This is a genomic window from Pseudomonas syringae, from assembly GCF_002157375.1.
Taxonomy (GTDB): domain Bacteria; phylum Pseudomonadota; class Gammaproteobacteria; order Pseudomonadales; family Pseudomonadaceae; genus Aquipseudomonas; species Aquipseudomonas syringae_T.
The window spans coordinates 28343-51922 of the sequence record NZ_MTSA01000025.1 but is presented as its reverse complement, the minus strand read 5'-3'; the positions used below and the strand labels follow the sequence as shown (position 1 = coordinate 51922).

Below are 23580 nucleotides of genomic sequence, written 5' to 3'. Positions count from 1 at the left end.
AACGAATGTGAGTGGCAGGCCGGGCCTCTTCGCGGACAAGTCCGCTCCCACGCACTCATCTACCTCCACAAGTCCGCTCCCGTGGGAGTGGACTTGTCCACGAAGGCTGATTATCAAACAACGAATGTGAGTGGCAGGCCGGGCCTCTTCGCGGACAAGTCCGCTCCCACGCACCCATCAACCTCAACTCATCCGCTGCCGTGGGAGTGGACTTGTCCACGAAGACTGATTATCAAACAACGAATGTGGGCGGCAGGCCGGGCCTCTTCGCGGACAAGTCCGCTCCCACGCACTCATCAACCTCCACTCATCTGCTGCCGTGGGAGTGGACTTATCCACGAAGGCTGATTATCAAACAACGAATGTGGGTGGCAGGCCGGGCCTCTTCGCGGACAAGTCCGCTCCCACGCACTCATCTACCTCCACTCATCCGTTCCCAAGCCCCCATAAACCTCCACTCATCCGCTGCCGTATTACATGCTGTAAATCATTCCTCCGTTGATCCCGATATCAAGCGCTAACGTTCAACGTTGAAATGACTTTGAGGGCAAGGGAATGCATGTTTACTCTGCGTCACGACGTTTGCGTACGGGCCGATATTCCGAAATAGGCCAGGTGTACATGGTGACTTCAGTGACGCGAGGACGCGAACCTGTATTCGCCGATTTTCATCTCGGGCGCTTGCTGGTGCGAGAGCTGAGACGATGCGAAGAGCAGGAACAGGTCAAGTCGCTTGCCTGGGTCGTAATGCCTGACCACGTTCACTGGCTTTTTGAGCTCAAAAAGAATGATCTACCCAAGTTGATGCAACAACTTAAAGCACGCAGTTCGATCGCCATCGGAAAAATCAGAGCGCAGCCCCACACCCTATGGCAGTCCGGGTATCACGACCAGGCTGTGCGCAATGAGCAGGACATGGTCGGTCTGGCTCGCTACATCGTCGCAAATCCGCTGCGTGCAGGGCTGGTGAGCAAGATAGGGGATTATCCCTTGTGGGATGCGGTCTGGATTTGAACCCACATCCACACGTTACGCCGTTTCAATGGCGCAACAGTTTGCGCAGTGGCACGCCATCTTTCATGACCGGGGATTTGATGACGATGTAGCTGAAGTACTTGGAGATGCCGATGTTCTTGTCCAGCAGTTCTTCGATCACTTCCTGGTAATGCTGAATGCTGCGGGTCATGAAGCGCACCAGGTAGTCGTAGCCGCCACTGATTAGATGGCATTCCAGCACTTCGTCCACATGGCGAATATTGGCTTCGAATTTGGCGAAGTCTTCACGCTTGTGGTCGCTCAGGGAGATTTCCGTGAACACGGTGACCGATTCAGTGATTTTTGCGAGATTCAGGTGCGCCTTGTAGCTGGAGATGTAACCCGCCGACTCAAGACGTTTGACACGTTGCAGGCAAGGGCTCGCGGAAAGCCCGACGGCGTCGGCCAGGCTGACGTTGGTCATGCGCCCGTCTTTCTGGAGTTCTACCAGGATATTGATATCAATCCGATCCAGTTTGACCAAGCCTTCCATTACCTACCTCATGCATTGCCATTCACGTTGCCTACCTTCTAGCAAAATCAGCGCCGTAAAGACAGCTGATGCTGAGCAACGAGATCCGCCATGCTGTTGATGCAGAGGTCAGCCGTGCATGGCTGATTGTGCTGTTCACGACCACGACGGATCAGGCACAGGCCGCCGGTCGCCAGCGCGGAGGCCGGAGGGCGGGACACGCGCAGGGTTTCTCCGGGAGCAAGATCCATGTCGGCGAGCCAGCGTGGATCGTCCAGTGGGTGCGTGGTCAACGACAGCAGGCTGTCAGGCTCAAGCCCCAACCGCTCGCACAAAATGCCGCGATCCTGCAAGTCGCGGTCGGCGTAGACCAGCAATCGGTAGAACTTGCGCAGGTAGAGCATCGCGCCCGGTGCGTCCTCGAACAGCGTCCAGTTCGGCACCGAGCGGGCGAAGGTCATGCCCTCTTCCCAACTGGCCTTGATGCCAAGGCGCTCGGCCAGCTGACGATGCGCAAAACACAGCAGACCGCTGAAACCCAGCTCGCCAAAGCGTGGATACAGCGTATCGATGACCTCGTTGAACTCGGTCATCATCCGGTCTTTGTCCGGTGTACCCACGCCGTTATCCAGCAAGGGCTGCAACGCCGACCAGATACCTGAATCACGATCCACCAGTACTTCATCGCAGTCGATCAACAGTGCGCGGTAATCAATAAGCCCCATGGCTGGCAACGTCTCCATTCAGTGATCCCAGCACCCGCAACCGCGGCGTCTGACGACAACCGCGATCACGCCTGTGCTTAGCTGGATTTCAATACTCGTGCCAAGGCGGCATCGAGAATGGTCAGCGCTTCATCGATCTGCTGCTCAGTGGTCACCAGAGGTGCCAGGAAGCGCAACACGTTGCGATAAACGCCACACTTGATCACCAACAGACCGCCGATGCGCGCCTGATCGATGACCTTCTGATTGAGGTCGGCGTCCGGGCTGCGCGCGGCGTCGTTCTTGACCATTTCCATGGCCAGCATGAAGCCGGTGCCGCGCACATCGCCGATGCAGCTGTAACGATGCTTGAGCTTGAGCAAACCTGCGCGCAAGTGCTCGCCCAATTGTTCGCCACGCGCCAGCAGGTTGTCCTGCTCATAGGTATCGATCACCGCCAGCGCAGCGGCGCAGGACAGCGCATTGCCGCCGTAAGTGCCCCCCAGGCCGCCCGGAAGCGGTGCGTCCATGATCTCGGCACGCCCGACCACGCCCGACAACGGCATCCCGCCCGCGAGGCTTTTGGCAACGGTGACCAGGTCAGGCTGGATGCCGGAGTGTTCGAAACCGAACCACTTGCCGGTACGACCGAAACCGGTCTGGATCTCATCGAGAATCAGCACGATGCCATGTTGTTCGGTCAGAGCACGCAAGGCTTTGAGGAATTCGACCGGCGCGGTCAGGAAGCCACCGTCGCCCTGCACAGGCTCGATCAGGATGGCTGCCACACGATCCGGTGCAACCTGAGTCGCCAGCAGCTCATGCAGCGCCGCCAGCGCCACCTCGGTGGTCACGCCGCGGTACTCGTTCGGGTAAGGCGTGTGGAACACTTCAGGCGCCATCGGGCCGAAGTTCTGCTTGTACGGCTGGCTCATGCCGGTCAGCGTCGTGCCCAGCAGCGTACGGCCGTGAAAGCCGCCGCGAAACGAGATGATCGCCGGGCGATTGGTGTGGGCGCGGGCGATTTTCACCGCGTTTTCCACCGCTTCGGCACCGGAGGTGAAGAACACCGCTTTGTGATCGATACCACTCTGACCGGCGATGATCAGGCTCAGGCGTTTGGCCAGGTCGACGTAGGGCTGATAGGACGCCACCTGAAAACAGGCGTGGGTGACCTTGGTCAGTTGGGCCTGGATCGCCTTGACCACGTTCGGATGGTTGTGACCAATGTTCAAGACGCCAATGCCGCCCACGAAATCCAGGTAGCGCTTGCCATCGACGTCCCACAATTCGGAACCCAGAGCGCGGTCGATGACCAACGGGTGGGCCGTGACAATGCCACGCGGCACAAACTGATCGCGCTGACGAAGCAGATGAGGGGTATCGTCGACTTTGCTGTTCATGGTTTTACCTATCATGGGCCAGGCAGCCGGCGGGGTGGCTGCGATGGTGTTCAGGTTAAGCGTTCAGCGAAATGATCTACGCCGAACTTCGCCCCTCAGAAGTCCATATCGACTGTTTTTCCCCTCACAAACGGCAGATTCCTTCATGCCCCGCGAGCACCACGCAATCTGCCGGGCAACGCTGCTTTTCAGGCGCTGCAACGCTCTGTAAACGGGCGTTTCGACAGATCCTGCTCCCGATTTGCGGCATGATGGGGCTCCACTTTCATGCTCAGGAAATGCCCATGCCCGCCCTGCTCTACAAAGCCGATCCCGCACGCGCCGAACGCTGGCGCGTCCTGTTTGCCGAGCACGCACCTGACATCGAATGGCGGGTATGGCCGGACATCGGCGACCCGGCCGACATCCACTACCTGGGCGCCTGGCTGGCACCTGACGATCTGCAGGAGTTGCTGCCGAACCTGAAAGTGCTGTTTGCCCTGTCAGCCGGTGTGGATCAACTGGACCTGAGCCGCATTCCAAAATCCCTGCCGGTGGTTCGCCTGCTGGACCCGGGCATCAGCCACGGGATGTGCGAGTACGCGACCTTTGCGGTGCTGAGCCTGCATAGGGAGATGTTGCGTTATCGACAGCAGCAGGTTGAAGGGCTCTGGAAAGCCCAGCCATTGATACCGGCGCACAAGCGTCGGGTCGGCGTGATGGGCCTGGGCTTGCAAGCGCAGCATATTCTGTCGAGTCTCAAACCGTTCGGTTTCGAGCTGTCAGGCTGGGCACGCAGCGCGCATCAGGTCGAAGGCGTGATGTGCTACGCGGGTGAAGAGCAGCTCGGTGAGTTTCTCGCCCAGTGCGACATTCTGCTGTGTGTATTGCCGCTGACCGGGCAGACCGAAGGCATCCTCAACCGTCAGCTGTTTGATCGATTGCCCAAAGGGGCTGCGTTGATCAACATGGGCCGTGGCGGACATCTGGTGGAGGCCGACCTGCTTGAAGCGCTGGACAGCGGCCAACTGAGCGCTGCCGTGCTGGATGTGCTGAAGCAGGAGCCAGCACCGGCCGACCATCCGTTCTGGAAACATCCGAAAATCCTGCTGACGCCGCACGTCGCGGCCATGACCCAACCGGAAAGCGCCTTCCCCGGGCTGCTCGACAATATCCGCCGCTTTGAGCGCGGTGAAGCGATGCAAGGCCAGGTGGATCGCGGGCAGGGTTATTAGCTGATTATCGTGCCGACGCGGAGCACTCATCGTTATACACACGTCCGCTTTTGATTCTGGCCGGAGGCCGTGGGAGCGAACGTGTTCGCGAAAGGGTTAGTGTGACCGCCGAAAATGCATCGACTGACACACCGTCTTCGCGAACAAGTTCGCTCCCACGCCCTTCGGGCAGAAGCCTTGAAGCCCTTTATTCCGGGCGCTCCAAGGCTTGTATAACGATGAGCCTGGAGCATGGGCACGAGAGTGAGCGAACACGTTTGCCCTCACGCCCTTCGGGCAGAAGCCTTGAAGCCCTTTATTTCGGGCGCTCCAGGGCTTGTGTATGACGATGTGCCTGGAGCATGGGCACGAGAGTCAGTTGTACTGCGCTGCTACAACCCACCCACATGAAACGCTTTCACTTCCAGGTATTCATCCAGGCCGTAGCTGGAGCCTTCGCGGCCCAGGCCGGATTGTTTGATGCCGCCGAACGGGGCGACTTCCATTGAGATGATGCCGGTGTTGAGGCCGACCATGCCAAACTCCAGCGCCTCGCCGAAACGCCATGAACGGCGCAGGTCCTGGGTGAAGTAATAAGCACCCAGACCGTAGGGTGTGGCGTTGGCCAGTGCGAGGGCCTCGGCTTCGTCGGTGAAGCGCATGAGCGGAGCGACCGGGCCGAACGTTTCTTCGTTGGCCAGCAGCATGCCCGCATGGGTATCGCCCAACACTGTCGGCTGGACAAACTGGCTGTCGCCTGTCGGACGCTCGCCATGCAGCAGCGTCGCGCCCTGGCTCAGCGCATCATCAATGTGCCGGGCCACTTTGCTGACGGCTGCCGGGTTGATCAGCGGGCCAATCGTCACGCCCTCTTCCAGACCGTTGCCGACCTTGAGTTTGGCGACTTCTTCCACCAGACGTGCAGCGAAACGATCATAAATGCCGTTCTGCACCAGAATCCGGTTGGCGCACACGCACGTCTGCCCGGCGTTGCGGAACTTGCTGAGCATGATGCCCGCCACCGCCTGCTCCAGATCGGCATCATCGAAGACGATAAACGGCGCGTTGCCGCCCAGTTCCAGGCTCAGGCGCTTGATGTGTTCGGCGCTCTGGCGCATCAGCAGACGGCCGACCGCGGTGGAACCGGTGAAGGAAATCTTGCGCACCACCGGGTTGCCGGTCAGCTCTTCGCCAATGCCAGCGGGCATGCCGGTGACCACGTTGAAGACGCCAGCCGGAATGCCCACACGCTCGGCCAGCACGGCCAGGGCCAAGGCCGACAACGGCGTGAGGTCCGAAGGTTTGACGATGATCGGGCAGCCCGCGGCCAGAGCCGGCGCGCATTTGCGGGTGATCATCGCGTTGGGGAAGTTCCACGGCGTGATTGCCGCGCAGACACCGACGGGCTGCTTGAGCGTCATCAAGCGACGATCCGCGCTGGGTGTCGGAATGGTTTCGCCGTAGGCACGACGCGCTTCTTCAGCGAACCATTTGACGAAGCTGGCGCCGTAGCGGATCTCGCCACGCGCCTCGTTCAGTGGCTTGCCCTGCTCGAGTGTCATGATCAATGCCAGGTCTTCGACGTTGTCGAGCATCGCCTGATGCCAACGCTCCAGCAGCGCCGCACGCTCGGCGGCAGGACGCGCACGCCACGCCGGCCAGGCGCGGTCGGCGGCTTCGACGGCACGACGGGTTTCTGGACCTTGCAGGGCCGGCACACGGGCGAGCGTTTCGCCGGTTGCCGGGTCGGTGATGGTCAACGCCGCACCGTCGTCGGCGCTGATCCACTGGCCATCCACATAGGCGCGTTCTACCAGCAGGCTGGGGTCTTTCAACTGATTCTTGAGCATGGTCGAGTCCTGTTTCGGGATACCTGCCAGTCTAGGCAGACGCCGCAGTCCAGGATGCTGAAAGCAGGATAACGGCAGCGTCCGATGCTGAAATTGACGCCCGGACGGCAGCCTCTACTGCTTCAGCGAGCCCAGCAGGCTTTGCAAAAACCGCTCGCCCGCGTCCATCTGGCTCTCGTCGATAAACTCGTCCGGCTTGTGCGCCTGCTCGATAGAACCTGGCCCGCAAACCACCACCGGCACGTTGAGCCGTCCGGCGAACAGCCCGCCTTCAGTGCCATAGGACACCTTGACGTGCTGCGTGCCGGGTTCGGCGAAGGCATGCAGCATGCGCACCGCTTCCACACTGGGGTGGGTCTCCAGCGCCGGGTACTCGTTCATGACTTCGATCTCGATGGCGGCCACGCCTGACAGCTGACGCGCCTCGCGGACCAGCACTTCGGCGCGCTCGCGCAATTGCTCCAGTAACCGTTCGGGATTGTCCCCGGGCAGGTTCCGGTATTCGAATTCCATCGTGCAAAGATTAGGCACAATGTTCAGCGCCTTGCCGCCATCGATACGTCCGATGTGTACCGTGCTGTAAGGGATGTCATAGCCCTCGTCGCGCGCGCCCTGCTGCTCGATCTGTTTCTGACTCTTGCGCAGTTCGGCAATGAAATCACTCGCCAGATGAATCGCATTGACCGCCCGGGGCGCCAGTGAAGAATGCGCTTCCTGCCCCCGGCAGAAGGTGCGGTACGAAGCTTTGCCTTTGTGCCCGACCGCGAACTGCATCAGGGTCGGCTCGCCCACCACGCACAGAAACGGACGCACTGGCGCCAGATGCAACACATCCAGCAGCCGTCGCACACCGACGCAGCCGATTTCTTCATCGTGGGATAAAGCCAGTTGCAGCGGACGGATCAGCGTCATGTCCGCCGCATCGAGCATGGCGTCGATGGCCAGGGCGATAAACCCTTTCATGTCGCAGGTGCCGCGCCCGTAGATACACCCGTCGCGCAGCGTCGCCTGAAACGGTGGCAGGGTCCACGCCTGGCCAGCAGCCGGCACCACATCGGTGTGTCCGGAAAGCAGCACGCCCGGCACGTCACGCGGGCCGGTGCTGGCGAACAGGTTGGCCTTCTTGCCGGTCTCGTCCTTGACGATCAACGACTCGATGCCCTTGCTGGCCAGCAGCTCACGGACGTATTCGATCAGCGCCATGTTCGGCTCCGACGACACGGTGTCGAAGGCAATCAACCGCTTGAGGATTTCCAGTACACGGGGGCTCATGAGGCTTTACTCGCTGGTGCTGTGACGAGGTCGAAACGGCGAATGTCGAACGGGCTGATCGAGGTGCTGGTGGTGCCGGTGCTGATCAGTTCGGCCATCACGTCGCCCACGCCCGGGCCGAGCTGAAAACCGTGACCGCAGAAACCGAACGCGTAAAAAAGACCATCGACCTTGCCGCTGCGGCCTATCACCGGCAGTGAATCCGGTGTGTAGCCTTCGATCCCGCTCCACACGCGGATGATGTTCAGATTACCGACGCCGGGCAGCAGGCGACGCATCTGCTGCACCTGATTGATGATGCTGCGCGGCTCGACATAGGCGCGGCGATTGACCATGTCCGGCTTGCTGCGAAAGCCACCCCCGATGATGATGTTGCCGCGCGCGATCTGCCGGAAATAGATCACTTCGTGAGGGATTTTGGTGAACACGCCGATCACCGTCGGCAGCGCGTAAGGCACCGGCTCGGTGACGGCCATCTGCGGGCCATTGGTCTCCAGCGGGACCGGTTCGCCGAATTGCGCAGAGAGCTTCTGGCCCCACGCGCCGGCAGTAATCAGCAGTTGGTCCGCGGTGAAAATGTGGCCTTGCGTGGTGGTGACTTCAAACACGCCACCGACTTTTTCAACGTGAGCCACCTCAGTGCGTTCTTCGATCCGCGCCCCGGCACGAATGGCAGCACGCGCAAAGGCTGGCGCCGCCAGACGCGGGTTCGCGTGACCGTCGTGCGGGGCATAGGAGCCGCCTTTCACGTCCGGGCCGAGAAACGGAAAGCGTTCGTGCAGTTCTTTGCCACGGTAGACTTTCAGGTCCAGTTCCCGCGCTTCCGGGGCCGCTGCATAGGCCTCCAGCTCGGGAATTTCGTCTTCACGATAGCAGACGCGCATGTGACCGCTGGGCAGGAATTCCAGGTCTTCACCGATCAGTTGCGGCAGCTTCTGCCACAACGCTCTGGAACGATTGGCGAGTTCCAGTTGCCCCAAGTGACGACCCTGACGCCGCACGTTGCCGAAGTTCACGCCACTGGCGTACTGGCCGATCACGTCGCGCTCCAGCAGCGTCACCGACTTGCCGTGCTGACGCAGAAAAAACGCCGACGCAGCGCCCATGAAACCACCACCGATAATCAGCACATCGACTTTAGGCTGTCTCATGACGTCACCTCGTCCACCAACATCGACAACGGTTTGACGGGCGCCTGACCCCGCTGACGACCGACCTGCTCGACCGGCACACCGGCTTCGGCTGCAATCACTTCGGCACCGGCCTGCGAGCAATAACGGCCCTGACAACGGCCCATGCCGACCCGACTGAACGCCTTGGCGCGGTTGACTTCACACGCGCCTTTTTCACGCACGACGCCACGCAGTTCGCCCGCGCTGATCATTTCACAGCGGCAGACAATCGCTTCGTCCGGCAGCGCAGCGGCCTGAGCGGCAGGCCACGGGAAGGCTTCGGCGAGCCCGACGCGAAAGCGGTCCATGACGACGAGATTCTTGCGCACGGCTTCGCGCCGCGTGTTATCCACAGGCCGGCCAAGGTCGTCCAGCAGCGCCATCGCCGCCAGCCGCCCCGCTTGCTCGGCGGCGTCGGCACCGCGAATCTTCGCGCCGTCGCCAGCGGCGTAAACACCTTTGACCGACGTGCGACCTTCTTCGTCGACCGCCAGCACCCACTGCCCGGACGCTTCATCGAAGCGCAGACCGCATCCGGCCAGATCGGCCAGTTGAGTTTCCGGACGCAGGTGATACCCCAGCGCCAGTGCATCGCAATCGACGGTCAGCGCATTGCCGTTGGCGAGTGTTACCCGAACGCCGGTCACGCCATCCTGTTCGCTGCCTAGAATTTCTTCGGGCTGCACGCCCAGATGCACCGGCACCTTGGCGCTGTACAACTGCGCCAGCAGCTTCATGCCGTTTAACAGCAGCCCAGGACGCGCCAGCAATTTGGGCATCGCGCCGAGGCGCTTGCTGAAGGGCGAGGTGTCGAGCACGGCAGCCACATCGGCACCGGCTTTGACGTACTGGCTGGCGACCAGATAGAGCAACGGGCCGCTGCCCATGAAGACCACGCGGCTGCCAATGGAAACCGACTGTGCCTTGAGCGCAATCTGCGAGCCGCCCAGGCTGTAGGTGCCTGCCAGCTGCCAGCCTTTGATCGGCATCAATCGGTCGGTAGCACCGGCGCACAGCATCAGCGCGTCGTATTCGACCACCGTGTGTACGCCCTGGCTGGCACAGCACAGCTCGCCTTGCGTCAGGTTCCAGGCCAGGGTGTCAGGACGATAGTCGATCTGCGTGCGCAGACGGTCGAAGCTTTCGTGCAGGTCGCGCGCCTTGGTCGCTTCGGTGCCGTACAGCGCCGAGTAATCACGCTTGAAGCCTTCCGGCTGGCGACGATAGATCTGCCCGCCGTCGCGCCGGTTCTCGTCGATCAGGATCGGTTTGATGCCCGCCGCCAGCAGGGTTTCCGCACAACGGGTGCCCGCCGGGCCAGCGCCGATGATGACGACTCTCGGGCTGGCAGGGTTCTGAACATCTAACCGTGAAGAAGTGGCCATTTCGCCTCCGGCTGGGTGGTGACGATGTCGAGTCCGTCGCGGACTTCGTTGGAGCAGGCGCGCAGCCGCTCGCCGCTGCGGGTCCAGACCCAGCAATCCTGACAGGCGCCCATCAGGCAGAAGCCGGCACGCCGTCCGGGGTCGAACTCGGACTGGCGCAGCGCGGCTTTGCGGGTCAGCAGCGCAACCATCAGGGTGTCGCCCTGCAAGGCTTCGATGGGCGCACCGTCGACCACCAGGCTCACGACCGGACGATCACGCTCGCCCAGCCTCACAAAACGGCCACTCATGCGTAGGCTCCTGCGGTCATAGGGTTCAGGTCTGCTTGCACGGCCTCAAGCTCGTCGCTGTTGCGATGGCAAAGGATTTCACTGCCGCCTGCAATCAGGCGACGATCCGGCGCAGTCTTGTTGCACACCCCTTCAACACGGGACGGGCAGCGATTGAGAAAGGTACACAGCTCCGGCGTGTTGGCCGGCGCGCTGATGGGCGGCAGCTTGCCGGTAGTCACGCCACAGCTCTCCAGCCAGCCTTGACGCAGCTCCGGCACCGAATGCACCAGCAGGTCGGTGTAAGGGTGGAACGGCACGCGACTGAACGCCTCACGGCTGCCCTCTTCGACCTTGTGGCCGCTGTACATCACCACGATGTCGTCGCACAGGGCGCGCACCGTGGAAATGTCGTGGCTGATAAACAGGTAAGACACACCCAGCTTGCGACGCAATTCACCGAGCAGTTCAAGGATGCAGGCACCGACCACGGTATCCAGCGCCGAGGTCACTTCATCACAGAGAATCAGGTCTGGCTTGGCCGCCAGGGCGCGGGCCAGGTTGACGCGTTGTTTCTGCCCGCCCGACAGTTCATTGGGACGCCGCTCGGCCAGTTCGCGAGGCAGACGCACCAGGTCCATCAGTTCGTCGATACGCTCGCGAAGCGCCTTGCCCTTGAGGCCGAAATACATTTTCAGCGGTCGGGCGAGAATCGCACTGACGCTGTGCATCGGGTTGAGCGCAGTGTCGGCATTCTGGAACACCATCTGAATGCGCCGGAACTGCTCTTCGGTGCGACCGGTCAGCGAGCCGGACAATTCGGCACCGTCGAACGTCAGGCTGCCGTGGGCCGGGTCCAGCAGACCGGCAACCACACGGGCCAGGGTCGACTTGCCCGAACCGGATTCGCCAATCACGCCCACGGCCTGGCCACGGCGGATGGTCAGGTCGATGTCTTCCAGCACGCGAATCATCGGCATGCCTTGCAGGTTCTTTTTGCCGTAGCCCGCGGTCAGGCCCTTGATGGTCAACAGCGTGGTGTCTTTGACCACCTCGCTGGCCGGGGTCAGTATCCTGTCCGGGCGCGCCGCCGCCAGCAGGCTGCGGCTATAGGCCTCTTCGGGACCGCTGAGCAGCGCGGCGGTGCTGCTGGTTTCGACAATCTGCCCACCGTTGAGCACGACAATCTGGTCGGCCATCTGCGCCACGACAGCCAGGTCGTGAGAAACATAGACCGCCGTCGCGCCACGCTCGCGGACCACCCGCTTGAACGCGCGCAGCACATCGATCTGCGTCGTGACGTCCAGCGCGGTGGTCGGTTCGTCGAGGATCACCAGCAACGGATCGCTGATCAGCGCCATCGCCGCCATGACCCGCTGCAATTGGCCGCCCGACACCTGGTGCGGGTAACGCCGACCGATGGTTTCAGGGTTGGGCAACGCCAGGTCGCGGAACAGTTCAACAGCCTTGGCTTCCAGCGCTGCACGCGTGCCAAGACCATGAATCAGCGCACCTTCGATCACCTGATCAATCAGTTTTTTCGCCGGGTTGAACGCCGCTGCCGCGCTTTGTGCGATATACGAAACACGGTTGCCGCGCAGGCCCTGCAACTGGCTTTCCGGCAGGCTGAGCATGTCGTGCTCGCCCACCTGAACCACGCCGCCGGCCAGTTTGCAGCCGCGCCGGGCATAACCCAGCAGCGCCAGCGCGATGGTGGTCTTGCCGGAGCCGGACTCGCCGATCAACGCCAGCACCTCGCCCTTTTCCAGCGAGAAGCTGACGCCTTTGACGATCTCCAGTTCGCCGTGATCGCCATCGGCGACCACACGCAGGTCCTGCACTCGAATCAACTGGCTCATCTCAATGCCCTCCCGAGCGGCGACCGCGCCGTGAGGCCAACCGGTCGATGAACAGGTTGACGCCGATGGTCAGCGTGCCGATCGCCAGCGCAGGGATCACGATGGCCGGGGCGCCCTGACTGAGGCCACCGATGTTCTCGCGCACCAATGAACCCAGGTCCGCATCGGGCGGTTGCACGCCCAGCCCGAGGAAGCTCATGCCGCTGAGCAGCAACACGATGAAACCGAACCGCAGGCCCAAGTCCGTCATGACCGGGTTGAGCATGTTCGGCAGGATCTCCCGACAGGCGATATACACGCGACCTTCACCCCGCGTACGCGCCACTTGCACGTATTCCAGCGCCTCGATATTCACCGCCATGCTGCGCGCGATACGGAAGGCGCCCGGCGTGTAACTGAGCACTGCCGTGCAGATCAGCAGCACTTCGGACGAGCCGAACGCCGACACCATGATCAGCGCCAGCATCTTGCTCGGGATCGAAATGAACGCGTCCATCAGACGGCTGATAATTTCGTCCAGCCATTTGGGCGCGACCACCGACAGCAGCGCACACAGCGTACCAATGCCGCTGGCCAGTACGGCAGAGATCAACGCCAGACCCACAGTGAAGCGCGCGCCGACCAACACTCGGCTGAGCATGTCGCGGCCCAAGTAGTCCGTGCCGAACGGGTACGCCGCGCTCATGTTTTCAAACATGTTGTCGGACACCACTTCACCCACGGGATGCGGCGCAAGCCAGGGGCCGAACAGCGCGACCATCAGCCAGATGAAGCACACCGTCGCGCCCAGCAGGCCCAGCCACGAGGTCGGGCGGGCTACTTTTTTGCGTGGCACCGGTTCCGGCGCAACAGGCATCGATTTCTCAATGAATTCAGTCATTGGGTTCTCAGCCTCGGGTTGGAAAGAATTGCACACAGGTCGGCCATCAGCACCAGACCCAGGTAAGCGGAACAGAACAGCATGGTGCAGCCTTGAACCAGCGCCATGTCGCGGTTGGTCACGGCGTCGACCATCAGGCTGGCAATGCCGGGGTAGTTGAAGATGGTTTCAACGATAACCACCCCGCCCAGCAGGTAAGACAGGCTCAGCGCCACCGCATTGACGATTGGCCCGATGGCATTCGGCAGGGCGTGACGCAAGACGATACGAACCGGCCCGACGCCCTTGAGGCGGGCCATTTCCACGTACGGGCTGTCCAGTTGATCGATGACCGCAGCGCGGGTCATGCGCGCCATCTGCGCCACGATCACGCAGCACAGGGTCATCACCGGCAACGCGTAAGTGCGCATGAACTGCCAGGGCGAGCTGACATCACCGCCATAGGACAAGGCCGACAGCCAGCCCAGGTTGACGGCAAAAATCAGCACGGCCAGCGTGGCCACCAGAAACTCGGGCACCGCCACCAGCGTCAGCGTAATGAAATTCAGCGCGCCATCGAGGCGGCTGCCGCGGTACATCGCGGCACCGATGCCCAGTGCCAGCGCGACCGGCACCGACACCAGCGCGGTGGTGGCCGACAGCATCAGGGTCTTCGGAAAGCGTCCGGCAATCAGGTCGGAAACCGGCATCGCGTTGGACACCGATTCACCGAAGTTGCCACCGAGCAGGTCGGTCAGCCAATGCAGATAACGCACCACGCCGGGTTGATCCAGGCCCAGTTTTGTACGCAATGCCGCGACCTGTTCAGGCGTCGCGAATTGCCCAAGAGCCTGTTGCGCCGCGTCCCCAGGCAGCACCGCCGTAATGGCGAAGACCACGATGGAAACGATCAACAACGTCACAATCGCCGCGCCGAAGCGCTGCACGATCAACCAGAGTGTGTTGCTATTCATCTGCATCCTCCCGCTCGATCCAGCGTTGCATTTACGCGTCCAGCCACACCTGCTCGCTGAACATGTAGCCCATGAAGCCGCCCAGCGGATTGCTGGAGTAGCCCTGGATACGCTTGTCCACGCCATCGATGTTGCTGATGAATACCGGAATGCCGATGCCGCAGTTCTGGCTGACCAGTGCCTGCATGTCGCCATACATTTTGCTGCGCTTGGCGTCGTCGGTTTCGCCACGGGCCAGCAGCAGCAACTGGTCGAACTGGTCATTCTTCCAGCCGGACTCGTTCCACGGTGCGGTGGACTGGAAGAACTGCGAGAAGATCACGTCGGCGTTCGGTCGCGGGTTGATGTTGCCGAAGCTCAGCGGGTGCTTCATCCAGTGGTTGGACCAGTAGCCATCGCTTGGCAGACGGTTGACGTTGAGGGTCAGACCGGCCTGTTTAGCGGACTGTTGCAGCAGCACGGCGATGTCCACCGAACCGGTCGCAGCCGGCGATGCCGCCACGGCCATAGTGATCTTTTCCATGCCGGCTTTCTTGAGCAGGAATTTGGCTTTTTCAGGATCGTAGGCACGCTGCGGCAGATCCGCGTTGAAGTAGCGCGAGCCGGGTGAGATCGGATGGTCATTGCCCACCCGGGCGTAGCCGCGGAACACCGCTGATTTGACCTGTTCACGGTCCAGCAGGTATTTCATGGCCTCGGTGAATTCCGGGCTCTTGCCGGGCATCTGGTCCTGACGAATGATCAGGTCGGTGTAGTTGCCGGACGGCGCGTCCACAACCCGGTGCGTGGCGCTCGCCGCGATACGCGACGTCGAACGCGGGTTGACCTCGTTGATCATGTGAACATCGCCGGACAGCAGCGCGTTGACCCGCGATGGCTCATCGGCAATGGCGATGAATTCGATCTCGTCGAGGTACGGCAGGCCCGGTTTCCAGTAATTGGGGTTACGCGCACTGACCGAACGCACGCCAGGGTTGAACTCCTTGACGGTGAACGGGCCGGTGCCGATGCCTTTGCTGAAGTCGGTGGTGCCTTCGGGCACGATCAGCAAATGCGAGACCGCGAGGATCGACGGCAGCTCGGCGTTCGGCGAGCTGAGGGTGATCTGCACTTCCAGCGGGCCAGTGGCTTTGATCTCGGAAAACTGCGCCATCAGTGGCAGCACTTTCGAGCCGGTGGCCGGGTCCTTGTGACGGGACAGGGAGAACACCACGTCGCCCGCGCTCAGCGCCTTGCCGTTGTGGAAAGTCACACCCTGACGCAGGGTCACGGTCCAGACCGTCGCGTTGTCGCTTTCGATCTTCTCGGCCAGTTCCATGTGCGGAACCAGATGGCTGTCGAAGCGGGTCAGACCGTTGTAGAACATGAAATGGCGAACGTAGTCGGTGGACAGCGCACCCTTGGCCGGGTCCAGCGTATCAGCCGTCGAGCTGGACATGCCGGCCACACGGATACGACCGCCTGGCTTGCCTTTTACCGGAGCGTCCGCGTCATCGGCAAACACCTTGCCCGCGGCGCTGAACAGGCTGCTGGAGCCTGCCGCAACCACACCTGCAACACCCAGCATGCGCAATGCATCGCGACGCGACAGACCGCGATTGAGCCCTTCGAAAACCCGCAGGCTGTCTTCACCTGTGATCAACGTGGAGTCGTTTTTCTTGTCAGTCATATCAGTTCTACCTGTCGAAAAGGGGAAATTCCGAGTTGCTCACGGTTGGCCGGAGCGTCCTTCATGCACACACGACGACGGTCAAACAAAAACTCAGTGGCGGCTGTCCTGATAGCGGTAATAAGCGCCGACCAGAGGCAGAAACCAGGGCTTGCCGAAATGGCCAGGAATGGCTGGCCAGCTCAGGTCTTTCCAGGGGTTGGCCTGCGCCTTGCCTTCCATGACCTCGGCCATCACCTGCCCCATGTGAACCGACATCTGCACGCCGTGACCGCTGTAGCCCATCGAGTAGAAGACGCCGTCGTGTTCGCCTGCACGCGGCAAACGGTCGGAGGTCATGTCCACCAGACCACCCCAGCAGTAATCGACTTTAATGTGGGCCAGTTGCGGAAACATCTGCACCATCGCCGCCTGCAGCACCTTGCCGCTTTTGGCATCGGAACTGCTGTTGGACATTGCAAAGCGCGCCCGCCCGCCAAACAGCAAACGGTTATCCGGGGTAAGACGGAAATAGTTGCCGATCAAGCGGCTGGTGACGTAGGAACGCTGGTGGGGGAACAACTGGTTGATCAGCGCCTGCGGCAGCACTTCGGTGACGATCACGAAGCTACCGACCGGGACGATGCGACGGCGATACCAGCCCAACCCGCCGTGCTGGCAGGCTCCGGTGGCGAGCAGCACCTGCCCGGCCTGAATAGAGCCTTTCGAGGTGTTGACCACGAAGCCACCTCGATTGGCCTTCCAGTCCTTGACCTTGGCGTCCTGATACATCCGCGCGCCATGACGCACGGCAGCGTCAGCCAGCCCCAGGCCAAACCGACCGACGTGCATCTGCACGCCGTTGCGCTGCAACAGGCCGCCGTGGAATTCGGCTGAATCGATCTCGGCGCGCACGTCCTGAGCCGACAGCAGCTCCACATCGGGATCGACTTCACGACGAATCAGCTCGCAGGTGCGCGCCAGCCCTTCGTAATGCCCTGGCTTGGCGGCCAGTTTGAGCTTGCCGTTACGCTTGATGTCGCAGGCAATGTTTTCCTGCTCGACCACCGTGACGACGCTCTGCACCGCGCTTTCGTAAGCCTTGTAATACTCACGCGCCTGATCGGCGCCCAGGGTCGCGCTCAACGACGCGTAGTCCTGGGCCACGCCGGTGTTGCACTGCCCGCCGTTGCGGCCAGACGCCTCACCGATCACCCGACCGGATTCCAGAACCACCACGCTGGCACCTTTCAAGGCCAATGCACGCGCTGCCGAGAGACCGGTAAAACCGCCACCGACCACCACCACGTCAGCCTGCCCCTCCACTGCGCCGTCCCGGGCACCGGTAAAGTCTGGAGCTGTGTCGAGCCAGTAGGACTCACTGCGCATTCTGTTCCCCTTGTCACTCATGGAAGAGCACCTTGAAAAATGCCGGTGTCGCCCGGTTTGCCCGCCTTAGAGGCCGACCAGCCCGGCCAGTCCGCCGATGTCCGGGATCTGGTGGTATTCGTAGAAACTGTTCGCCGGCTGTTCGTGACCGCGTGCCACGAAGGCCTTGTTCTTGATTTTCATGTCGTGCGCGGAGAACAGGTCGTAACGGAAGCTGGAAGACACATGCAAGATGTCTTCCGGGCCGCAACCCAGGTTGTCGAGCATGAATTCGAAAGCGGCCAGGCGCGGCTTGTAGACCTTGGCCTGATCAGCGGTGAAGACCTTGTGGAAAGGAGCGCCGAGCTTTTCGACGTTGGACATGATCTGGCTGTCGCTGGCGTTGGAAAAGATCACCAACGGGATCTTGTCGGCGATTTTCGACAGGCCGGCCGGTACATCTGCATGCGGACCCCAGGTCGGCACAGCGTCGTAATACAGCTGGCCTTCTTCGCGGTATTCAACGTTCCAGCGCTTGCACGTACGGGACAGTGCCACTTTCAGGATTTCGTCATAAGGCATCCAGTCACCCATGACCTGGTCCAGACGATACGCCGAGAAGTCCCGGACGAACTGGTCCATTTGTTCAGCCGGAACGCGGTCGGCGAAAAGCTCGCGCGTCATGGTGCCCATGTGGAAGTTGGTCAAGGTGCCGTAGCAGTCGAACGTAATGAATTTTGGTCGAAGAAAGCTCATTGTGTGCGGTCCTGAAGGTTCGTTGAGGTCATGGCATGACGAGCAGTCCGACCTCGTCTCAAGGGCGGTGATGCACGCTGCAGCACACCCTCATTACAACACCGTGAAATCAGCATATGGCGTTAAAAGTGATGGCTGCTTGATAGAAACCACCGTTTTAAGGTGCGCGCTCAGCAGACTTTGCGGGGCGCTCCAGCCTTGGGCAAGCCCCCGTTTTTAGCGCTTTTTTGACCCTTTTCAGGGCGCTCAGGCTCAAAATCGGGGGTTTGCGCCGCAGAAACTGCGCCCGTACGCTGATCCGCCAGGAAGCGAAATCCCGCTGCTATATAAAGAGCTTTATCCGCGCAGAAAACCACAAGCATTTGCTGCCGGGCCTGCGACTGATTTAAGCAGTAACTGTGGTCTGGCGAACGCCGGTTTGCGGAATCTGCCGAATGCTCGCTCGCCTCTTGTCACCTCTCGCCGCAGGTGGGATACAGCAGCTCTGCAGTATCTTTTTATTGCCTGTGCATTCTTCTGGACGGAGACACGTCATGCTCGCTCAGCAACGCCTCGACTTTGAATATCGCCCCATGACCGCAGCCGATGTCGGCAATGCTCATGAGCTGTCCATTGCCTTGAAGTGGCCACATCGACTTGAAGACTGGGCCATGCTGCAACGTGTCGCTCAGGGCTTCGTCGCCGTGCATAACGGTCGCGTGATCGGCAGTGCATTTGCCTGCCATCAGGGCGCGTTTTCCACCATCGGTCTGGTGATCGTCAGCGACGACTATCAAGGCAAAGGCATCGGCCGCAAATTGATGGAACTGGCGTTGGGCAGTGTTCCGCCACGCACGGCCATTCTCAATGCCACGCTGGCCGGTGCGCCGCTGTACGAGAAAATGGGGTTTGTCCGTTTTGGCGAGATCCAGCAGCGTCAGGGCCAGGCGCAACAGCTGACATCCACCGAGCTGAAGGTCGATGAAAGCTGCCGCCCTCTCAACGAAGCCGACCATCCTCGTGTAGTGGAACTGGGCAGCGCCGGCACGGGTATGGATCGGTCGGTCACGCTGGGCGATGTGCTGAACAACCTCGAACACGCCGTCGGTATCGAACGCGATGGCCAGTTGCAGGCCTTCGCCTTGCTGCGCCCGTTCGGGCGAGGCCTGTGCATCGGCCCGGTGGTTGCGCAGTCGGTCGAGCAGGCCAAACACATGATCGAACAACTGCTGGCCAAAGTGCCTTATGCCTTTGTACGCATCGACATTCCGACCGACTGCGGCCTGGCCGACTGGCTGGAAGAAGCCGGCCTCAAGCGCGTGGACAGCGTGACGTGCATGAGCATGGGCGCCATTCCGCAACCCGGCCAGGGCGTGCGCCAGTTTGCGCTGATTACCCAGGCAATCGGTTAAGCGCCCTCAAGAACATCATCGTGCCAATGCCCCGCGTTGGCATGCAGTGCTGGACGCTCTGCGTCCGGTCTTGAACAGGTGACGCAGCGCGTCACGAGAGGCATTACCACGCGGAGCGTGGGAACGATCATCAACTCTTCGAATGCAGGAGCCCAACCCAATGTCCCAACCCACCGTACTGTTCCTCGCCCGCGCTGACCTCAGCCCGGTAAACACCGAATTCACCACGGGCCCGCTCGACGCCCACGACCCGTTCGATGAAGGCCGTCGCACAGCATTCCTCGATGATCAGGGCATCGCGGCAGGCGTGGTTCGTTTCGGCACATCGCTGCCGGTAGAAGCCTATCCCTACACCGAGATGCTGGTGATACATCGCGGCACTGTCACCCTGACCTCTGGCACTGACAGCATCACCGTCAGCACAGGCGAAAGCGCGGTGATCGGTCGCGGCACTCAGGTGCGCATCGACGCAGCGCCGGACAGCCTGTGGGCGTTCTGCGCCGCCACTCAGGCCAGCGGGCCAGACAAACCCGGCATCGTTCCGCTCGACCGCCTGGCCCTGCTGACACCGTCCTCACCGCCAGACCCGAGCATCATGATCAGTGCGCTGCCGCAATGCCGCAGCAACAACCTGTTCGAAGACACGGCAAGCACCTTGCGTATCGGCGTCTGGGACTCAACGCCCTACGAACGCATTTCGCGCCCGCACAAGATTCACGAACTGATGAGCCTGATCGAAGGCAGTGTAGAGCTGAGCCTCGAAAACGGTCCGACCCTCGTCGTGAAACCCGGCGACACCGTTTTCGTCGCCCAGGGAGCACCGTGCAAATGGACCAGTACAGGGTACGTGCGCAAGTTCTATGCGGTGACTTAACCCTGTGAAGTGCCCTTCGGCGGATGCCGAGGGCACGCCTGAAAATCATCAACACAGATCACGCTGCCGAGCTAAAAAAGAGCCAGCTCTTATTATTTTATTTTTTGGGCAAAGCGGTTAAATGCACTACCGCGCTCTGTATTCAGCATGATACAAAGCGGCACGACGGATTGTACTCAAGCCTGACGCCGGTCAGGCTTATTATCATGGACGTAAGCATGCGAAATGACCTGCCAGCATCGCCCTCCCTGTATGCCCCCTCTGACGAGCCACTGATTCGACTATCCGATTAATTACCGTATCGGCTGTTTCAGTACCCCTGTGCCTGCATGATCGGTTCCCTGTTTCAGGCGCAACCGCCGTCGCCCTCTGTTTTTCACGCTGTACCCAACATGAAGTTGATCGTTAACCCAAGGAGTGTCACCCATGAAATCCCCCAAGCTCTTACTGTCTTCCCTTGCACTGGCCGCAATGACTGCAGCCGCAACGGCTCAGGCGGGTCCTCCCGTCGTAGTAACCTTCAAAAACCTGAGCACCGAGGCGGCTGTCTACAAGGTCGTCACGAGCAATGAGACCTCGACACAGTTGAATGCGAAACCGTCGATTGATGCATCAGTCCCTGCGGGCAAGGACGATGTTTACACCGTTCAGAGCAATATCTCCCCGGATGCCAATTACGCCAGTGTTCGATACACCATCGGCACCAAGGTCTGCGTATTTTCGACCACGTTCACCAACACGTTTGGTGCGGGTGGCGTCAAGACCCCTAAATGGACTCGCACAGCCACGCCAAGCGGTGGTGCGATCTGTACCGCGACCTCCGGCGTTACCAACCTCTCCACCTATGCCTGGGCTGCCGAATTCACAATGAAGTAAGTCTGCCGCGTGCGCGCCTTTTGGCGGCGCACGCTTCACCGCCTCCCTGATCAAAACTCAAGTTTGCTCGCTCCACGCCGATACGCACATATAGAACTGCCATGGACGTGGCCCACGCTGCGAGGACGCAATCATGATCGACAACAACTCAATCTCCAGCTTTCTCGCCAGTAACACGATCAAGACGGTCGCTAAAACCGCTTCCGTGGCAGCCGGGAATACAACTGTCAAAGAGCTGGCCCCAACGACAGCCAACTCAGACACCGCAACGCTTTCGACGCTCGCCAAGCAACTGAATGACAGTGCCGCCCGCGCTGACGCCCGTGATAGCGGCCTCGGCTTCAAAGAGCTGGGTACGCTGGCGAAAGACATCATCGACAAGGTTGGGGGCACCAGCTACTACGCCAATCGAAAACTGCATGACGCCGAGGTTCCAAAGACCGACGACCCTGCGCTTATCGAACGAGCCAGACAAGCGACCGAATTTGCCAACGGAACAGGGAAAAACCCGTTCGCCGGTTTGTCCCAGGATCAACTACGCCTGGTGATATACGACGAAGGGGGCGACTACACGGTTAACGAAAGAAACGCAGCCTATTTGGAAAACCACGACCTTGAACAGGCGTGGAAAAGAGACGTGACAAAGCGCTACGTCGACGAATACAACGAAACCGGAAAAAGCACCGACACCTTGCTCATGATACTGGCCCACTACGATGAGCTTCCGCCCATCGAAAAAGCGCAATACCCCAACAACTACGCAGCCAATCTGGCCTCTGGCGACAGCTCAGTGTTGGAGGCCCTGAAGACCTCAAGCAGTTCAGTGGTCAGCTAAGGCTTCAACGCCCGGTATTCGTGTCATGGACGTGGCCCATGCTGCAAGGACGCAATCGTGATCGACAACAACTCTATTTCCGGTTTTCTAGCCAGCAACACGATCAAGACGGTCGCCAAAACCGTCTCCGTGGCCGCTGCGAGCACTGACGCCAAAGAGCTTTCATCAGCAACGAAAAATGCTGATAGCGCGACGTTGTCAACATTAGCGCTGCAATTGAACGATACCGCAGCGCGTGCCGAAGCCCGCGACAGCCGCCTTGATTCAAAACAGCTCGCTTCGCTGGCGAAGGACGTCATCGCCAAATTGACTGACAGCAGCTATTACGGAGGCAAAGCTGTTCACGATGCCGAAGTGCCTGACACTCAAGATCCCGAACTTCTCGAAAGAGCCAAACAAGCGACCCGGTTTACCAATGGCTCAGGAACGAACCCGTTCGCAGGCCTATCCCAGGATAAGCTCAGTTTGATTGTGTATGACGAGGGGGGTAGCTATACGTTGAATGAACGAAAAGCTGCTTATTCGGAGAAGTACGATCAGCAAGAGGTCTGGAACAGGGCAATGTCTAAACGCTACGTCGACGAATACAACGAAACCGGAAAAAGCACCGACACCTTGCTCATGATACTGGCCCACTACGATGAGCTTCCGCCCATCGAAAAAGCGCAATACCCCAACAACTACGCAGCCAATCTGGCCTCTGGCGACAGCTCAGTGCTGGAGGCCCTGAAGACCTCAAGCAGTTCAGTGGTCAGCTAAGGCGTCAACGCGCCAGCGCTAGCGCGTAAAACTTGCTGTCCACCGAAATCAACGGGAAGCTTGCGGGCAGATCCGCCTTCGTTATCTCCCTGAAACCATGCTTCTCGTAAAAACGGTGCGCGGCGAGAAACTTGTCGGTCGTGCCCAGAAACACGTCGGTGACGCCCTTGCCTGTGGACTCTTCGACCAGGCGACTCAACAGCCTTGCCGCCACCGAAAACTCGCGCCCTCTGAACGGAGCGGCGACAAACATTTTGCGCAACGCGGCCTGCCCTGAACCAATGTCCTTGAGCGCAATGCTCCCGATCACTCGCTCGCCCTGCACGGCCACCCAAAAGTCGCCTGTGCCGGTCTGGTAAAACGCCGGGATCGCTTTCAGATCAGGCTGATCCTCGGCGGTGATAGCGATGTCGAACTCTTCACGCTGGATCGGCAGGATCAGTGCCGACACGCCCTGCTCATCGCTCGGTACAAAACGTCGTATCTCGATGCTGTTCGCGCTCACAACCACCTCCTTGTCATCACCAGAAACAGAAAACCAGTATTCCAGACAAGCCAACGCCCCGACAAGTCGAGGCGCTGGCCTGAGCATTTTCGCAGGTCACACGGGCGGGAGACCTCGAAGA

22 protein-coding genes are annotated in these 23580 nt (G+C 60.5%); 7 read left to right on the top strand and 15 right to left on the bottom strand.

What is annotated here, in order from left to right; all coding sequences use genetic code 11:
- The first annotated feature begins 555 nt into the window (after window positions 1–555).
- On the top strand, window positions 556–1014 hold the full coding sequence (locus tag BW686_RS24170; protein WP_084920253.1) for an REP-associated tyrosine transposase: 459 nt from the start codon (window positions 556–558) through the stop codon (window positions 1012–1014).
- A gap of 25 nt (window positions 1015–1039) precedes the next feature.
- On the opposite strand, the gene BW686_RS24165 is transcribed toward BW686_RS24170, so the two are convergent.
- The 3 genes from BW686_RS24165 to gabT form a co-directional block, all read right to left on the bottom strand.
- Window positions 1040–1528 (bottom strand): Lrp/AsnC family transcriptional regulator, encoded by a 489-nt coding sequence (locus BW686_RS24165; protein WP_002555947.1) that lies wholly within the window; start codon window positions 1526–1528, stop codon window positions 1040–1042.
- Window positions 1529–1575: 47 nt separating this feature from the next.
- Complete coding sequence (locus BW686_RS24160; protein ID WP_179149369.1) at window positions 1576–2232, bottom strand: HAD family hydrolase; 657 nt, start codon at window positions 2230–2232, stop codon at window positions 1576–1578.
- 77 nt (window positions 2233–2309) lie between these two features.
- A complete protein-coding gene (gene gabT, locus BW686_RS24155; protein ID WP_084920248.1) occupies window positions 2310–3614 on the bottom strand; it encodes a 4-aminobutyrate--2-oxoglutarate transaminase in 1305 nt (434 codons plus the stop codon).
- Window positions 3615–3898: 284 nt separating this feature from the next.
- On the opposite strand from gabT, the gene BW686_RS24150 reads away from it, so the two are divergent.
- On the top strand, window positions 3899–4828 hold the full coding sequence (locus tag BW686_RS24150; RefSeq protein WP_179149367.1) for a 2-hydroxyacid dehydrogenase: 930 nt from the start codon (window positions 3899–3901) through the stop codon (window positions 4826–4828).
- A gap of 371 nt (window positions 4829–5199) precedes the next feature.
- On the opposite strand, the gene BW686_RS24140 is transcribed toward BW686_RS24150, so the two are convergent.
- The 11 genes from BW686_RS24140 to BW686_RS24090 form a co-directional block, all read right to left on the bottom strand.
- On the bottom strand, window positions 5200–6657 hold the full coding sequence (locus BW686_RS24140; protein ID WP_084920239.1) for an NAD-dependent succinate-semialdehyde dehydrogenase: 1458 nt from the start codon (window positions 6655–6657) through the stop codon (window positions 5200–5202).
- Between the two features lie 114 nt (window positions 6658–6771).
- Window positions 6772–7929: an acetylornithine deacetylase gene (gene argE, locus BW686_RS24135; RefSeq protein ID WP_084920236.1), complete on the bottom strand. Its 1158-nt coding sequence runs from the start codon at window positions 7927–7929 to the stop codon at window positions 6772–6774.
- A complete protein-coding gene (locus BW686_RS24130) occupies window positions 7926–9080 on the bottom strand; it encodes an NAD(P)/FAD-dependent oxidoreductase (protein ID WP_084920233.1) in 1155 nt (384 codons plus the stop codon). The genes argE and BW686_RS24130 overlap by 4 nt, the downstream gene beginning before the upstream one ends.
- On the bottom strand, window positions 9077–10486 hold the full coding sequence (locus tag BW686_RS24125; protein ID WP_084920230.1) for an FAD/NAD(P)-dependent oxidoreductase: 1410 nt from the start codon (window positions 10484–10486) through the stop codon (window positions 9077–9079). The genes BW686_RS24130 and BW686_RS24125 overlap by 4 nt, the downstream gene beginning before the upstream one ends.
- Complete coding sequence (locus BW686_RS24120; protein WP_084920228.1) at window positions 10465–10776, bottom strand: (2Fe-2S)-binding protein; 312 nt, start codon at window positions 10774–10776, stop codon at window positions 10465–10467. Before BW686_RS24120 ends, BW686_RS24125 begins: the two co-directional genes overlap by 22 nt.
- On the bottom strand, window positions 10773–12614 hold the full coding sequence (locus BW686_RS24115; RefSeq protein WP_084920225.1) for an ABC transporter ATP-binding protein: 1842 nt from the start codon (window positions 12612–12614) through the stop codon (window positions 10773–10775). The genes BW686_RS24120 and BW686_RS24115 overlap by 4 nt, the downstream gene beginning before the upstream one ends.
- A gap of 1 nt (window position 12615) precedes the next feature.
- On the bottom strand, window positions 12616–13494 hold the full coding sequence (locus BW686_RS24110; RefSeq protein WP_084920223.1) for an ABC transporter permease: 879 nt from the start codon (window positions 13492–13494) through the stop codon (window positions 12616–12618).
- Complete coding sequence (locus BW686_RS24105) at window positions 13491–14447, bottom strand: ABC transporter permease (protein ID WP_084920220.1); 957 nt, start codon at window positions 14445–14447, stop codon at window positions 13491–13493. The genes BW686_RS24110 and BW686_RS24105 overlap by 4 nt, the downstream gene beginning before the upstream one ends.
- Before the next feature lie 31 nt (window positions 14448–14478).
- The gene (locus BW686_RS24100) at window positions 14479–16116 is read right to left on the bottom strand and encodes an ABC transporter substrate-binding protein (RefSeq protein ID WP_084920218.1); all 1638 of its coding nucleotides are present in this window, start codon (window positions 16114–16116) and stop codon (window positions 14479–14481) included.
- A 93-nt stretch (window positions 16117–16209) separates the two neighbouring features.
- Window positions 16210–17484 (bottom strand): NAD(P)/FAD-dependent oxidoreductase, encoded by a 1275-nt coding sequence (locus BW686_RS24095; protein ID WP_084920215.1) that lies wholly within the window; start codon window positions 17482–17484, stop codon window positions 16210–16212.
- 66 nt (window positions 17485–17550) lie between these two features.
- Complete coding sequence (locus BW686_RS24090; RefSeq protein WP_084920212.1) at window positions 17551–18219, bottom strand: haloacid dehalogenase type II; 669 nt, start codon at window positions 18217–18219, stop codon at window positions 17551–17553.
- 533 nt (window positions 18220–18752) lie between these two features.
- Between BW686_RS24090 and BW686_RS24080 the strand changes: the two genes are divergently transcribed.
- The 5 genes from BW686_RS24080 to BW686_RS24060 all read left to right on the top strand — a co-directional run bounded on the left by BW686_RS24080 (window position 18753) and on the right by BW686_RS24060 (window position 22954).
- Window positions 18753–19610: a GNAT family N-acetyltransferase gene (locus BW686_RS24080; protein ID WP_084920210.1), complete on the top strand. Its 858-nt coding sequence runs from the start codon at window positions 18753–18755 to the stop codon at window positions 19608–19610.
- Window positions 19611–19770: 160 nt separating this feature from the next.
- Entirely contained in the window at window positions 19771–20484 is a 714-nt protein-coding gene (locus tag BW686_RS24075) for a cupin domain-containing protein (protein WP_084920207.1), read from the top strand.
- Between the two features lie 426 nt (window positions 20485–20910).
- Window positions 20911–21360 carry a hypothetical protein gene (locus BW686_RS24070; protein WP_084920204.1) on the top strand — a complete coding sequence of 150 codons (450 nt, stop codon included), beginning with the start codon at window positions 20911–20913 and terminating at the stop codon, window positions 21358–21360.
- Between the two features lie 133 nt (window positions 21361–21493).
- Window positions 21494–22195 carry a hypothetical protein gene (locus tag BW686_RS24065; RefSeq protein ID WP_084920201.1) on the top strand — a complete coding sequence of 234 codons (702 nt, stop codon included), beginning with the start codon at window positions 21494–21496 and terminating at the stop codon, window positions 22193–22195.
- A gap of 57 nt (window positions 22196–22252) precedes the next feature.
- The gene (locus tag BW686_RS24060; RefSeq protein ID WP_084920198.1) at window positions 22253–22954 is read left to right on the top strand and encodes a hypothetical protein; all 702 of its coding nucleotides are present in this window, start codon (window positions 22253–22255) and stop codon (window positions 22952–22954) included.
- Between the two features lie 4 nt (window positions 22955–22958).
- On the opposite strand, the gene BW686_RS24055 is transcribed toward BW686_RS24060, so the two are convergent.
- Window positions 22959–23459: a GNAT family N-acetyltransferase gene (locus BW686_RS24055; protein WP_179149366.1), complete on the bottom strand. Its 501-nt coding sequence runs from the start codon at window positions 23457–23459 to the stop codon at window positions 22959–22961.
- Window positions 23460–23580 lie beyond the last annotated feature (121 nt).